The sequence below is a fragment of the Lacihabitans soyangensis genome, from assembly GCF_024343775.1.
GTDB lineage: Bacteria > Bacteroidota > Bacteroidia > Cytophagales > Spirosomataceae > Leadbetterella > Leadbetterella soyangensis.
Genome location: NZ_RJUF01000177.1, coordinates 1 through 12,954 on the forward strand (window position 1 = coordinate 1; position 12,954 = coordinate 12,954).

Sequence of the window (12,954 nt, forward strand, 5' to 3'; positions counted from 1 at the left end):
AGTAGTAGCTCAGATTACACATCTGCAAGATGAAGATTTAGACGACTTCATGGTTTTCTGTAAACCCACACAAGATTTTATACTCAACGCCACCGATTATGAGCTCACTTTTAAAATCCTTAAATGTCTAGGCGATTTCCGCAATACCCGAATTATCAGACGGTTGCGGTAGTGCTTTCTGAATTCTTTTTGCTAAATTTATGGTTTAAACACTATAAAATATGAAATCAAAAATTTACACTGTAGCATTTATTATGCTCATTTCCTTTGTGTCTTATTCTCAAAGCTTTATGGAGGGTTTTGACAGATTCTCTTCCAAGAAAATCGCCTACCTGACCTTGGCCGATGGTTCAAAAGTGGAGGGGGATATTGAAGATTTGGATAGAAAGAAAGGAAACATCTCCGAAATTACCATAAAAGTAGATGGAAAGAAAAAGACCTATAAGCCAGAACAAATAAAGGAAATGTATTTGCCAGCCTCGGGCTTGGATAAGTTCAGCAAACAAATGGAAGTTGGCACCAACCTTTCAAAAGATCTGAATAACGACAGAATTACCGATGGTTATGGATTTTTTGAATATACACAAGTTGATATTAAAGGAAAAGTACAGCCATTATTGATGCAGTTGGTAAATCCAGGATTTCATAACAAAGTGAGAGTTTATTTTAACCCTTTCGCAAGTGAAACCATGTCTGTAGGAGTGGGACCAATGAAAGTGGGTGGATTGGATAAGTCTTATTTTGTAAAAGTTGGAGATAAGCCAGCTTACAAAATTACAAAGGGTGATTATGACGAACAATCAAAAGAACTGTTCAAAGGCTGTGCTGCGGCTATGGCGGCTCTTAAGAAAGATCCAGACTGGAACAAGTTTGAGAGAATCGTTTACGTGCATTTTGGGTGCAAATAGATTCTCAAATTTGGATGTTTTGGAAACCTTCAAATTTTGTATTTCAAAGTTCTTATTAATTTTTAGGACAAATTTGCCATTAGAAATAGACACTTTTAAGGCAAAACTAAATGATACTAATTTACGTTTAGATTAAAACAAAATTTAAAATTATGCGATACACTTTAAAAACATTATTAATTACCACTTTATTTTATTTAACATCTTCTGTGCTTTTTGCCCAAAATGCCGATGCTGTTTTGGGTGTTTGGAAAAATGGTGAAGGCACTGGAATGGTGCAGATTTACAAGAAAGGCGAAAAATATTATGGAAAAATAGTTTGGTTAAAAGTTCCGAACGACGCTGATGGAAAACCAAGAACAGATGTAAATAATCCTGAGCCAAAGTTACAGTCAAGAACCTTAAAAGGTCTTGAAAACCTTAGGGATTTTGTGTACAAAGGTCAAAATAAATGGGAAGATGGTAGAGTCTATGACCCTAAAAATGGAAATGACTACTCTTGTGAAATGAAACTCATTGATGATAATACTTTAGAGGTTCGAGGTTTTATAGGTGTTTCGCTTTTTGGCCGAACAGACGTTTGGAAAAGACAAGTGAAAAAAAGCTAGTCTCACATAAATATTCATAAAAAAAGGGCAGATATTTTCTGCCCTTTTTTATGGACTTACAAAATTCAAACTCAAGTTGAAATATAAAGGATTTCCGAGGGTGTTAGTGAAGGTTGGAATTTCGTTTTTTACAGGATTTTGGGTCAAAAATCCGTCATATCTCCAGTTGTATCTCCAACCCGCTTGAGCTGCTAACCAAATAAAACCCTTAATTTGTCTTTCGAACGATATCCTAGGTTTCATTTCACCTCTTCTAAGATAGGTTTCTTTGTTGTTTATCTGTCCAACATAATATGTGTTTCCTTCTATTTCATAGCCCAGCATAATAAACGAACTTGGGCTGAAGTTTCTTCTTAAGTTGGCTTTTGCAGGTAAAACAGCTTCTACTCCCCAGTTTTTATTGAAGGTTTTGTTATACAGTATCGCCGGAACATGAATAACTTGTCCAGCTCGGTAAGTGCGGCTTACACCCAGTCCCCACATCAGATTATCGTCTTTTTTCCATCCATAAATGGCCACTCCACTATAGGTTAATCCCTTAGAGTTTAATTCACTAATATTTTTATAATTACCATTTAAGTCTGCACTTGCTTGCACAATTAGAAAATTCTTATTGTTGAAAGGCTTAAATATAGTGGTGTTTATGCCTGTGCTATTGAGGGTTTCTGTATTTTTAAAAAAATTAGAACGTTCTGGGTTTTCATATCTAATGCCTGTATTCCAGTACGTCAAGCCAAGGCTGACAATAACGTTAGACCGTGAAATTACTGGAGTATTAAAGGCTGCTCTCAGACCTGAAAATCTATTCACGTGGGTCTCAACCATGCGTTGGTTTGGGTTAGCTGAGGAACTTAGGTGTGTACCATTTGACTCAATATGGAATGGCAGCACTTGCTCATAACCTATCGAAACAAATCTTGTTGGTGACAAATAGTTCACTTTTTGTGTGCAGTAGGTTTTTATTACTTTTTCATCTGCATTGCCGAAATCATCAAAGTTAAAATCTTCCGTTTTGGTACTGTCTGTTTGTGCAAAGGATGAAAGCGAAATCGATGTAAAAAAAAAGAGCCCAATAATTTTATTCATTTCTATATGTTTTGGTTAGTATTTGTTGAAACACACTAAATTAATAGTTGTTTTCATTTTATTTTAAAATTCTGCTACGAAAAATGAATTTTTATATGTAATCGATGCAATTTTTGTTGTAATTCGGCAATCAAAAAAATGACCCCACAAAAAAATTTGCGGGGTCTACCATAAAATATAAGCTATCAGCCAAAAGCTAAAATATTATCCAATTTGAATTCTTTTGAAAGAAGAGATAGTCAATCCTTTCACAGTTTTTTCAAGCAACTGAGCGATAGTTACCGAACCGTCTTTCACGAATTCTTGGTTAAGCAAAGTTTGTTCTTTGTAGAATTTGTTCAATTTACCCAAAGCAATTTTCTCCAACATAGCCTCAGGCTTGCCTTCAGCACGAGCTTGCTCTTTACCGATTTCGATTTCTTTCTCTACGATAGTTGGGTCAACACTGTCTTTGTCTAAACCTACTGGCTTCATAGCTACAATTTGCATCGCTACGTCTCTTCCAAGTTCGGTTACGTCAGTGCCTCCTGTGTTTTCGAAAGAAACTACACCAGCAGCCTTTTTATTGCTATGGATATAAGCCACTACTTGCTCACCTTCTACGTGGTTGTAAGCTGCTACAACTATTTTCTCACCAATTTTACCGATCAACTCAGTGATATTCTCTTGAACTGATTGTCCGTTTTCAAGAGAAAGACCCAACAATGTTTCAGCGTCTTTAGCATGGTGTTTTACACCAGCTTGAAGAATCGCATTCGCAAGGTTTTTGAAGTCCTCAACGTTAGATACTGGCTCAGTTTCACAAGCTAAAGCCAATACTTTTGCACTTTTTCCGCTATCGCTAACATCTACCAATACAACACCTTCTGAAGTCTCGTTGTCAGCACGTTTTGCTGCTACTTTTTGTCCTGCTTTACGCAATACTTCCACGGCTTTGTCAAAATCTCCCTCTGCTTCTGTAAGGGCTTTTTTGCAATCCATCATTCCGGCTCCTGTTAATTGACGTAGTTTGTTTACGTCAGCTGCAGTAATATTCATTTTATATTATTTTTATGTAAATAAATTTTTTAGTCTTTTTTTAAAACGAACAGCCCAAAGCTATGCTTCGGGCTATTCTATTATCTTATCGAAGCGATCCGTATATTATGCCTCTGGCTCTTCGCTTGGTGCAGCAGCTTCCACTTCTGGAGTGGCCTCTGCTTCAACTACTGGAGCTGCTTCTTCAGCAACCTCAGCTGTTTTTACTCTTTTTCTTTTGCCCTCAGCAGCCTCGTCATCTCCTCTTGAAACTACTTCTCTAGCTGTATCAACTGCTCTTTTAGCATCTTCTTCTTCTTGCAAAGCAGCAGATTCTTTGTCAGTTTTTCTCTCAAGGATACCTTCTTCTATGGCTTTACCAATAGCAAGGGTAATCAATGAAATAGATTTGTATGCATCGTCATTAGAAGGGATAGCGAAATCTACAATCTCTGGGTTTGAGTTAGTATCACACATGGCTACTACTGGAATACCCAATCTCTTGGCTTCAGCTATAGCAAGGTGTTCTCTTTTGATATCAACAACAAACAAAGCAGCTGGAAGTCTTGAAAGGTCAGCAACGCCACCCAACAATTTCTCCAATTTAGCCTGCTCACGACCCAACATCAATTTCTCTCTTTTAGCTATGTTGCTAGCAGTAGTTTCGTCAGAAAGCATTTTGTCGATGTTGGTCATTTTCTTCAACGACTTTTTGATTGTCGAGAAGTTAGTCAACATACCACCTAACCATCTTTCAGTAACGAAAGGCATTTTTAGGCGTTTTGCTTCTTCAGAAACGATTTCTTGAGCTTGTTTTTTTGTAGCAACAAACATGATTTTACGACCTGAACGAACTACGCTTTTTACAAAAGCTTGAGCAGCTGCAAGGTTTTCAAGAGAGTGATTCAAATCGATGATGTGAATCCCGTTTTTTTCCATAAAAATATATGGAGCCATTCTTGGATCCCACTTACGAGTAAGGTGACCAAAATGTACGCCTGCATCTAACAGGTCTTTGTATTGAATTTGTGCCATTTCTTTTGTTTAAAAATGTTTTGAAAAAAATTGAATTTGCAGCACAGTACATCGGGCACGATAAGCACTGTCTGGACCAGTTTATTTTTGATTAATCCGATTTTAGATTTACGATTAAGTAAAAGTCAAATAGACCAATCTGCAATCGTAAATCCAAAAAATCGTAAATCGATTAACGTTTCGAGAACTGGAATCTCTTACGAGCTTTACGACGTCCGTATTTCTTACGCTCAACCATACGTGAGTCTCTTGTAAGGAATCCTTCTTTCTTAAGCGGAGGTCTGTTCTCAGTGTCGGCTTCGCACAATGCACGAGCAATAGCCATTCTGATAGCTTCTGCTTGTCCGGCGATACCACCACCTCTTACGTTAACTTTAAGATCATATTTTCCCGTAGCGTTAACTACACCAAAAGGTTGGTTCAAAATAATTTGAAGAACCTCTGTTGGGAAATAATTTGCCATCTCACGACCATTGATGGTCACGTCGCCTTTACCAGGCTTCATATAGATACGGGCAACTGCTGTTTTTCTTCTACCAACGGTATTGATTACCTGCATTTTATTTTAAGTTTTTTCGTTCTTATTAATTGATTTCGATAGTGGTTGGTTGCTGTGCTTGATGCGGATGCTCGGCTCCTTCGTATACATAAAGATTTGTATACAATTTGCTTCCCAAACGATTCTTAGGCAACATACCTTTTATAGCCATTTCTACTACTTTTCTACCATCCTTAGCCATAAGCTCTCTTGGGGTAGCGAAACGTTGACCACCTGGGTGACCAGTATGACGGGTATAAACTTTATCCGTCATTTTTTTACCTGTCAAACGAACTTTCTCTGCATTAATCACAATCACGTTGTCTCCACATTCAACATGAGGTGTAAACGAAGGCTTGTTTTTGCCTCTTAAAATATTTACAATCTGACTAGAAAGACGACCCAATATTTGATTGCTGGCGTCTATCACAACCCATTTTTTTTCTACTGTTTGGCGATTAGCCGATACAGTTCTATAACTTAATTGATCCACGAGTACTAATTTTTAACGTTAATTAATCAATTTATGAATTCAAAAAGAGGACCTTACCCAATCAGTTTGCTCTGTTTCAATTCAAATCTTTTCTAATTATAAGATGCTAATTTTAAGCACATAAAGCAGGTCGGAACTCCTACTTTTCATATAATTTGCTGGGCCTTATGAGAGCGGGCAGCACCCACAAGGCGGTATTTGGGGCTGCAAAGTTATGAAAAAATATTTACGAACCAAAATTTGTTACTGATTTAGTGGAGATTATGACTTTTTTTGATAAAATATTCAAGTCTAGGGAATTGATTTTAGTTCAAGAAGTATTTTGAACGTTTTGAATTTTACAAATATCTTTTTTAAATGTCGCCCTGCTTGGGCTTTAATTTGGAAGTTAGGTTTTCATTTTTACCAATATGCCGCCTCGATGAGGCTTAAATCCATCTCACAAAATTTTAAAAATGAAAAACCATAAAGTTAAAGCCCAGAGGGCTGATATTTTGGTAAAACAAAATTACAGCTAGATATCCAAAAGCCCCATCGGGGTGACATTATTTTCCTACAATTATTATCGAAATTTTGAGGAAAATAAAAGTCAATTTGAAATGGCAATGACTGTTTGGAGGCAATCTTTTTAATCAATAAAAATACCATTAACACTTTACACAAATAAGAATCCCCGTAGCCCATTGCAATTTGGTTAATTTCAGGTCAGTTCTTCTCTCCTAATAGTTTTCTAAATGCAGGGCCTTTTCGCGTGTCCTTCCGGCCAATTCTCCTGCGGAAGCATGTCGTCAATAATATATAAGCCACCGATGTTTAGCATTTCTAAAACTTCATCGAGCATCAGGTATTTTCCATGCCAAGTATCTGCAAAAATATAATCGAATTTTTGACCTAAGTTTTGGTTTACTCTAGCTTCCCCATCTACACATTCTAGGCTTAGGCGTGTATCGCTTGCAAGGAGTTTTTGAGCTATCTCTAGAAGTTTTGAATTATAGTCAATAGAAATCAGGCTGGAGTTTTTGTCCATCCCATCCTAAATCCAAGCAGTAGATAGGCCCGTTCCTGTACCGAGCTCTAGATATTTACCATTTGGTTTTGACGCTGCCAATGTTTTTAATAATGAACAAGTAAGTATGTCCGAAGGCATCGTAAAGCCCATATCCTTTGTGGCTGCATCTATGGTATAGTAAGCCACTGGAATATTCTGTATGTCAGATTCCATTATTTTTCTGAAGAAATGTGATAGGAGTTTTTTCTAAACCTCAGCCTCAGTAAGTTGTTTCATCAAAACCACCAAGTCTTTGTCATTTACTTCCTTGATTTTGTCGGCGAGCTCAAGAAACTGATCGTAGGTTTCGTCGATTTTGTCTTTGCCTACATTAAATCCTAGCAATGAAAGACGGTGTTTCAGTGCATGTCGGCCACTACGGGCTGTCAAAACAATGTCAGATTTATTAATGCCCACTTCTTGCGGGGTCATTATCTCGTAGTTTTGTGAGTGCTTCAAGAAACCATCTTGGTGTATGCCTGATGAATGTGCAAATGCATTTCGACCGACTATGGCCTTGTTGGCCTGTACAGGCATACGCATGGTTTTGGATACCAATTGGCTCAGCGGATAGAGCATCTCGGTATTTATATCTGTATGTAAACCCAAGTCTTTGTGAACCTTTAGGGTCATTACTACTTCTTCCAAAGACGTATTTCCAGCTCTTTCGCCTATACCGTTTATAGTTACTTCTACTTGCCTAGCTCCCGCTCTTATACCTGCTATGGTATTGGCAGTAGCCATACCTAGGTCGTTGTGGCAGTGCATAGAAAGTATGGCTTTGTCGACATTTGGCACGTTGTTCATTAAATAATCCACTCTGTCGTACATTTGGTGAGGCAACAAATAACCAGTAGTATCCGGAAGGTTCACAACGGTAGCTCCAGCTTTTATAACAGCTTCGGTCAATCTGGCTAAAAACTCCAAATCTGCCCTTCCTGCATCTTCAGCATAAAATTCTACGTCTTCTACAAAGCTCTTAGCATATTTTACTGCATCTACGCCTCTTTGTAGAATTTCGTCACGATTGCTATTAAACTTATGTAATATATGTATGTCTGAGGCACCTATTCCTGTATGAATTCTTGGTTTACGAGCGGGTTTAAGTGCCTCCGCAGCCACTTCAATGTCTTTTTTAACCGAACGGGTCAGTCCACAAACGGTTGCATTTTGTACGACTCTAGCTATGCCCTCAACAGACTTAAAGTCACCAGGGCTGGAGATTGGAAATCCCGCTTCGATAATATCCACTCCAAGTTTGTCGAGTTCTTGAGCTATCATTAGCTTCTCGTCAAGGTTTAGCTGGCAACCCGGAACTTGTTCGCCATCGCGTAGTGTGGTATCGAAAACATAGATTTTCTCGCTCATAGTTTTATCTTAAAATGTTTGGTACTCGTTCATAATGGAATACAAAATTAATTAAAATAGACATGCAGATATATTTTGTAGGGCCGTTATGGACAAAATAGGAATAATATGCTATTCAAATCAGAACAAACTGAAATTTTATTCTGTAAGTGTAAACTAATATTTTTAATTTTGTGGTTGAAACATCGAAATGTGGCGAATACCGAATCTTTTATCCAAAAAAGCATTCAATTCTCCGAAATTATTAATCTATTATATGAATAAAAGAACAAAAATTGTAGCAACGGTAGGTCCAGCTTCTGAATCCGAAGAAATGTTGGTGGCTTTGGCTCAGGCGGGTGTAAATGTATTTCGATTGAATTTTTCGCATGGCACGCATGAGGATCACAAACTAAGAATAGAGAAAATTAGAAAAATAAATACAGAATACGGTTTCAACTGTGCCATTTTGCAAGATTTGCAGGGGCCAAAAATCCGTGTTGGAGAGATGGTAGGAGGCAATGCAGGTGTGGATTTGATTGCTGGCAATAAGTTTGTTTTTACAAATGAAGATATCGTTGGAAATGCTGAACGTGCTAGTACGCCATACAAGGGTATGTTTCAAGACGTTAGCCTTGGTGACAGAATATTGATGGATGACGGTAAGCTAGAGGTAAGAGTAGTAAGTGTAGATAAAGATAAGCAGGAAGTTACTACTGAGGTAGTTTATGGTGGTCTTTTGAAACAAAAGAAAGGCGTTAACTTACCTAATACCAATATTTCGCAACCATCTGTAACTGACAAAGACTGGGCGGATTTGGATTTTGGCTTGGCAAATGATGTGGATTGGATTGCTCTTTCGTTTGTAAGAACTGCTAAAGAGATATTGGATATAAAAGAATATATCAAATCAAAGGGTTCATCGGCCAAGGTTATTGCTAAAGTTGAAAAACCCGAGGCCATTACTAATATGGACGAAATCATAGCCGCTACAGATGCAGTTATGGTAGCTAGAGGTGACTTAGGGGTAGAAATGCCAGCTGAAGAAGTGCCAATTATACAGAAAGTATTGATTCACAAGTGTCATTTGGCGGCTAAGCCTGTTATAGTAGCAACACAAATGTTGGAGAGCATGATAGAAAGTCCTAGCCCAACTAGAGCGGAAGTAGGTGATGTGGCCAACGCTGTATTGGACGGAGCTGATGCCGTTATGTTAAGTGCGGAAAGTGCATCTGGAAAGTATCCGGTGCTTTCGGTAGAAACAATGGCCAAAACTATTGCACATGTAGAGAAATTTGGAGATCCGTCTCGATTGTATTTCCGTCATCATACCAGAGTAACGGAGGCTGACTATGTTTCTGACGATAAAGACAACGATACAGTTATCATGATGGGTTGTAGAATGGCTCGCGATTTGAATGTGAAAGCCTTGATCGGTATCACCTCTTCGGGTTATACTGCGGTGAGACTTTCTCACCACAGACCAAAATCCAATATTTATATCTTTACATCAAATACTAAGCTTATGACGCAGTTAAGCTTGTATTGGGGCGTAGAGGTTATTGCATTAGAAAAAATAAAATATGCCAATTCTGGTGATATGCTCGAAGAAGCCAACAAATATTTGGTAACCAAAGGTTTGTTGCAAACTGGCGACAAATATATCAACACCATGAGTTTCCCTCTTACCGAAAACAACAGAACCAATACGGTTAGATTGAGTGTGGTGTAAGTAATTAAGCATTGATTCTTAAGCCCTCATTTTCATAGAAATGGGGGCTTTTTTATTATTAAATTTTCATTAACAATTCCTGAGTAAACCTTCCGCTACTTTTATGCATCTAATGTTCAAATTTAAACTTCTACAATTATGAGAGCTTTGGTGGTTTTTTTCGGAATGTTACTATGTGGAGCTTCAGCAACGGCTCAATATGACTATAACGACGAATATGGTTCTTCTTTTGATGGGCCTGACAGATATTTTTATGAGGATAACTTTGACTGGCGTTGGGACATCAGGGTGAGAATCTCAGACGGAATAGACAATGGTAGTCTTACTCGTAGAGAAGCCGACAGACTTTATAATAAGCTTGAGCGGATAGAAAGAAAAGAGTATGCTTACCAATCTGACGGTTTTCTGAGTGCTTTTGAGCAAGATGAAATCTGGGAGGATGTGGTTGACCTTAACAGATTGATTGGTATAGAACTTCGTGATTGGGACAGAACCTATTATGGCTACAGTCCTCGTGGTTTGAGTTTCAACGGATATTTACCTTGGTACTTTGGTTCTACCTACGATTTTTACCGTTTTGACAGAAGAGGTTATGGAAGCATCTCATTTGGATATCGTCCGAGAGCGTTTTTCCCAAGAAGCCATGTCTATTACAGAAACAGAAGCTACACTAGCAACTGGAACCATAGAAACAACAACTGGAATAGAAACGATAACTGGGACAGAGACAGAAGCTGGAATAGAAGTAACAATAGCAACAGAGATTGGAATAGCAGCCGTAGCAGAACCGAGGATAGGAACAACAACAGAAATAATAACTACAGCAGAGGTTCAAGATCTTCGGATAATAGAAACAACAGCAGTAGTAGAGATTCGAGGTCAAATGATAACAGAAGCAACTCAGGTAACTGGGGAAGTGGTAGCTCAAGAAGTGATGTTCCTAGCACAACACCTCAGAGAAATGGAAATAGTAGAACAGAAGCTCCAAGCACCTCATCGAGAGGACGTGAGAACAATAGGAGGGAGGAAATACTAACTCCGAGACCATCTACCAAAAGCTCGGACAATGGATCAAGCAGAGGCAATGATAGCGGAAGAAGGAGCCTTCCAGATAGAGGTAAATCAAACGATTCGGGTAGAAGAGGAAATAATTTCTAATAATAAAAATGGCGACTTTCGGTCGTCATTTTTGTTTAAAGCCAAGGCTGATTAATTTCTCCCAAAAATACTTGGTGGTCTTTTCCTTCTAAAAAATGTTCTTTTATTTGGGTTTTTATATTGGGGTATAGATTATAATTTTCTATGGTCTCAATTGGTAACCAACAGATTTCGAGAGCAGTTGTTTCGTTTGGATTGAGTTGTGGTGTACCAGAAACTACTTTGGCCTTGAAGACACAGTGCAAGGTATCTTTGTTTTGTTGATGGACCTCTGCCAAGAATAGTAAATTCTGGACCTCAATCTCCAAACCAATTTCTTCCTCCAATTCTCTTTTTAAGGCAACTTCTAGTTTTTCGCCAAATTCTAGATTACCACCTGGAATTGCATACAACAAATTGCCATTGTAATTGTATTTCAGCGTAAGTAGTTTATTGTCAGCTAGAATGATAGCCGAAGGTCTGGTTTTCATCAAAGCTTATCTTGAAAAATTATAACCTATTCCAAAGTTTGTTCTGAATACCCCGATGTCGAACTTTCTGCCTGCGTAGGGTGAGATTTCGAAGGCTATCTGAACCTTTTTATATTTCTCAAAAGGCATTAATCTCACCCCGAAGTTCATAAAATAACCTTCTAAAATATTGTTATTTTCTATGGCATTCAGATAATTCATCTTTACGCCTCCTCCCAAATAGGTTATGGACTTCGGTGTTTTTTTTAGATTTATTTCTGGAGAAATATCTGTGCTTAACGAAGAAAAGTAAGAGTTGGTTTGAAATTTAACATCTAACCAAACCGCCTTGGAGGGATTGGTACTAAGTCCTAAAATAGAATTGAATGGATAGTAAACCACACTTTGTGCATAGCTTGTGATACTCATACCGAACATCAAACCTGTAATATATAAACTGATTCTTTTGGGCATAATAAAAGATTAGTCAACAATGGCCAATTCAGTGTTCTTGGCGTCTGCAGCTGTTTTTTCTACGATTTCGTTGATTTGTTGAATCACCTCAAAAAAGGTTTTCAATTGTTCCTTAGACAAAGTCTCACTAAGTTTATTATTGAATTCAATTACCCCTAATCTCGCAAAGTTTCGTTTCTCTTTGCCTAAATCAGTTAAAAAAACGTTTACAAAGCGTTTGTCCACCGGATCTGTTTCTCTATAAATCCAACCTTTTTCTTCGAGTGATTTGAGCATTCTGGTTAAGCTTCTTGGTTCCATACCAATAGATGGACCAATTTTAGTAGCTGGAGTGCCTTTTTCTAAATCAATGTTGAGCAAAACATAGCCAATAGACATGGTCATATCCTCGCTGGCAGCATATATATTATACATGCGAGATATAGCATGCCAAACCCACTTTATATGAAAGTCTATGGTTTTCTCTTTTTTCATTTTACTCAAAGAATTCTAAATCTATAGTTTTGCAAAACTAAACATTTTTAATGTTATGCAAGCATACTATAAAGTTTTTGTAACGAAATAATTAATTAAAATGGCCAGGTGGAAATTCTGGTCTTAGAGTCAAAAACGATGGTTCTTTTATCGCTTCCAAAAATGATATTTACAAGATTGGTTTGGTCAGAAAACATCTCTTGCATGATATTATTATAAATTGTGTAGTTTTTAATGTTCTTACAATCAAATATTTCTAAATAAAGCCAAGTGGCGTTAGCTTCTTTTTCTTTCCCATAAAACTTTCCGAATTTTACGTCTTTGTCAGGCGATACTAGGGCCAAATTTTTGCGAAGATATTGTTCAATAAGTGGATCAACAACGTTTTCTGGGTCCTCTATTTTGACTAATTTACCTTTGTTAAAATTCGTCAACGTTAACTCTAAATCATCCGTAAATACTCGAACTGATAGTTCCAAAGACCCAGATTTTGGGTTATAGTTGATTTCGGTAAGTGATGTATGAAAATCGTGCTTAGGACTCCAATTTGTGTTCAGAAAACAAACAAGAAGTAGAATCCTAAGCAT

General features: G+C 37.6%; 16 protein-coding genes. 4 read left to right on the forward strand and 12 right to left on the reverse strand.

Going from position 1 to position 12,954, the window contains the following annotated elements:
- Positions 1 to 221 precede the first annotated feature (221 nt).
- Together EGI31_RS17845 and EGI31_RS17850 are read left to right on the forward strand one after the other, a co-directional pair.
- On the forward strand, positions 222 to 908 hold the full coding sequence (locus EGI31_RS17845) for a hypothetical protein (RefSeq protein WP_255037274.1): 687 nt from the start codon (positions 222 to 224) through the stop codon (positions 906 to 908).
- Positions 909 to 1,060: 152 nt separating this feature from the next.
- Positions 1,061 to 1,516, forward strand: a complete 456-nt coding sequence (locus tag EGI31_RS17850; protein WP_255038517.1) for a DUF2147 domain-containing protein — start codon at positions 1,061 to 1,063, stop codon at positions 1,514 to 1,516.
- 48 nt (positions 1,517 to 1,564) lie between these two features.
- On the opposite strand, the gene EGI31_RS17855 is transcribed toward EGI31_RS17850, so the two are convergent.
- From EGI31_RS17855 to EGI31_RS17885, 8 genes are all read right to left on the reverse strand, one after another.
- On the reverse strand, positions 1,565 to 2,602 hold the full coding sequence (locus tag EGI31_RS17855) for a DUF6268 family outer membrane beta-barrel protein (RefSeq protein ID WP_255038518.1): 1,038 nt from the start codon (positions 2,600 to 2,602) through the stop codon (positions 1,565 to 1,567).
- 204 nt (positions 2,603 to 2,806) lie between these two features.
- On the reverse strand, positions 2,807 to 3,640 hold the full coding sequence (gene tsf, locus EGI31_RS17860) for a translation elongation factor Ts (RefSeq protein ID WP_255038519.1): 834 nt from the start codon (positions 3,638 to 3,640) through the stop codon (positions 2,807 to 2,809).
- A gap of 105 nt (positions 3,641 to 3,745) precedes the next feature.
- Positions 3,746 to 4,654, reverse strand: a complete 909-nt coding sequence (rpsB, locus tag EGI31_RS17865; protein ID WP_255038520.1) for a 30S ribosomal protein S2 — start codon at positions 4,652 to 4,654, stop codon at positions 3,746 to 3,748.
- A 172-nt stretch (positions 4,655 to 4,826) separates the two neighbouring features.
- Positions 4,827 to 5,213 (reverse strand): 30S ribosomal protein S9, encoded by a 387-nt coding sequence (rpsI, locus tag EGI31_RS17870; protein WP_255038521.1) that lies wholly within the window; start codon positions 5,211 to 5,213, stop codon positions 4,827 to 4,829.
- A 25-nt stretch (positions 5,214 to 5,238) separates the two neighbouring features.
- Complete coding sequence (gene rplM / locus EGI31_RS17875) at positions 5,239 to 5,685, reverse strand: 50S ribosomal protein L13 (RefSeq protein WP_255038522.1); 447 nt, start codon at positions 5,683 to 5,685, stop codon at positions 5,239 to 5,241.
- A 730-nt stretch (positions 5,686 to 6,415) separates the two neighbouring features.
- Entirely contained in the window at positions 6,416 to 6,712 is a 297-nt protein-coding gene (locus EGI31_RS25335; protein ID WP_310586227.1) for an O-methyltransferase, read from the reverse strand.
- 6 nt (positions 6,713 to 6,718) lie between these two features.
- Positions 6,719 to 6,907: a hypothetical protein gene (locus EGI31_RS25340; RefSeq protein WP_310586228.1), complete on the reverse strand. Its 189-nt coding sequence runs from the start codon at positions 6,905 to 6,907 to the stop codon at positions 6,719 to 6,721.
- Positions 6,908 to 6,940: 33 nt separating this feature from the next.
- The gene (locus EGI31_RS17885) at positions 6,941 to 8,101 is read right to left on the reverse strand and encodes a 2-isopropylmalate synthase (protein WP_255038523.1); all 1,161 of its coding nucleotides are present in this window, start codon (positions 8,099 to 8,101) and stop codon (positions 6,941 to 6,943) included.
- 256 nt (positions 8,102 to 8,357) lie between these two features.
- Between EGI31_RS17885 and pyk the strand changes: the two genes are divergently transcribed.
- Together pyk and EGI31_RS17895 are read left to right on the forward strand one after the other, a co-directional pair.
- A complete protein-coding gene (gene pyk / locus EGI31_RS17890; RefSeq protein WP_255038524.1) occupies positions 8,358 to 9,812 on the forward strand; it encodes a pyruvate kinase in 1,455 nt (484 codons plus the stop codon).
- Positions 9,813 to 9,950: 138 nt separating this feature from the next.
- Complete coding sequence (locus tag EGI31_RS17895; protein ID WP_255038525.1) at positions 9,951 to 10,970, forward strand: hypothetical protein; 1,020 nt, start codon at positions 9,951 to 9,953, stop codon at positions 10,968 to 10,970.
- 35 nt (positions 10,971 to 11,005) lie between these two features.
- Here the strand turns inward: EGI31_RS17895 and EGI31_RS17900 are convergent, their stop codons facing one another.
- From EGI31_RS17900 to EGI31_RS17915, 4 genes are all read right to left on the reverse strand, one after another.
- Complete coding sequence (locus EGI31_RS17900) at positions 11,006 to 11,440, reverse strand: NUDIX domain-containing protein (protein WP_255038526.1); 435 nt, start codon at positions 11,438 to 11,440, stop codon at positions 11,006 to 11,008.
- A 6-nt stretch (positions 11,441 to 11,446) separates the two neighbouring features.
- Positions 11,447 to 11,893 carry a hypothetical protein gene (locus tag EGI31_RS17905; protein ID WP_255038527.1) on the reverse strand — a complete coding sequence of 149 codons (447 nt, stop codon included), beginning with the start codon at positions 11,891 to 11,893 and terminating at the stop codon, positions 11,447 to 11,449.
- Between the two features lie 9 nt (positions 11,894 to 11,902).
- Positions 11,903 to 12,367, reverse strand: a complete 465-nt coding sequence (locus EGI31_RS17910) for a MarR family winged helix-turn-helix transcriptional regulator (protein WP_255038528.1) — start codon at positions 12,365 to 12,367, stop codon at positions 11,903 to 11,905.
- Positions 12,368 to 12,462: 95 nt separating this feature from the next.
- On the reverse strand, positions 12,463 to 12,954 hold the full coding sequence (locus EGI31_RS17915; protein ID WP_255038529.1) for a DUF6702 family protein: 492 nt from the start codon (positions 12,952 to 12,954) through the stop codon (positions 12,463 to 12,465).

Bases quoted from the DNA above. Each gene is read 5' to 3' on its own strand.
- EGI31_RS17845 (WP_255037274.1), top strand. From the start codon at position 222: ATGAAATCAAAAATTTACACTGTAGCATTTATTATGCTCATTTCCTTT.
- EGI31_RS17850 (WP_255038517.1), top strand. From the start codon at position 1,061: ATGCGATACACTTTAAAAACATTATTAATTACCACTTTATTTTATTTA.
- EGI31_RS17855 (WP_255038518.1), bottom strand. From the start codon at position 2,602: ATGAATAAAATTATTGGGCTCTTTTTTTTTACATCGATTTCGCTTTCA.
- tsf (WP_255038519.1), bottom strand. From the start codon at position 3,640: ATGAATATTACTGCAGCTGACGTAAACAAACTACGTCAATTAACAGGA.
- rpsB (WP_255038520.1), bottom strand. From the start codon at position 4,654: ATGGCACAAATTCAATACAAAGACCTGTTAGATGCAGGCGTACATTTT.
- rpsI (WP_255038521.1), bottom strand. From the start codon at position 5,213: ATGCAGGTAATCAATACCGTTGGTAGAAGAAAAACAGCAGTTGCCCGT.
- EGI31_RS25335 (WP_310586227.1), bottom strand. From the start codon at position 6,712: ATGGACAAAAACTCCAGCCTGATTTCTATTGACTATAATTCAAAACTT.
- EGI31_RS25340 (WP_310586228.1), bottom strand. From the start codon at position 6,907: ATGGAATCTGACATACAGAATATTCCAGTGGCTTACTATACCATAGAT.
- EGI31_RS17885 (WP_255038523.1), bottom strand. From the start codon at position 8,101: ATGAGCGAGAAAATCTATGTTTTCGATACCACACTACGCGATGGCGAA.
- pyk (WP_255038524.1), top strand. From the start codon at position 8,358: ATGAATAAAAGAACAAAAATTGTAGCAACGGTAGGTCCAGCTTCTGAA.
- EGI31_RS17895 (WP_255038525.1), top strand. From the start codon at position 9,951: ATGAGAGCTTTGGTGGTTTTTTTCGGAATGTTACTATGTGGAGCTTCA.
- EGI31_RS17900 (WP_255038526.1), bottom strand. From the start codon at position 11,440: ATGAAAACCAGACCTTCGGCTATCATTCTAGCTGACAATAAACTACTT.
- EGI31_RS17905 (WP_255038527.1), bottom strand. From the start codon at position 11,893: ATGCCCAAAAGAATCAGTTTATATATTACAGGTTTGATGTTCGGTATG.
- EGI31_RS17910 (WP_255038528.1), bottom strand. From the start codon at position 12,367: ATGAAAAAAGAGAAAACCATAGACTTTCATATAAAGTGGGTTTGGCAT.
- EGI31_RS17915 (WP_255038529.1), bottom strand. From the start codon at position 12,954: ATGCTTAGGATTCTACTTCTTGTTTGTTTTCTGAACACAAATTGGAGT.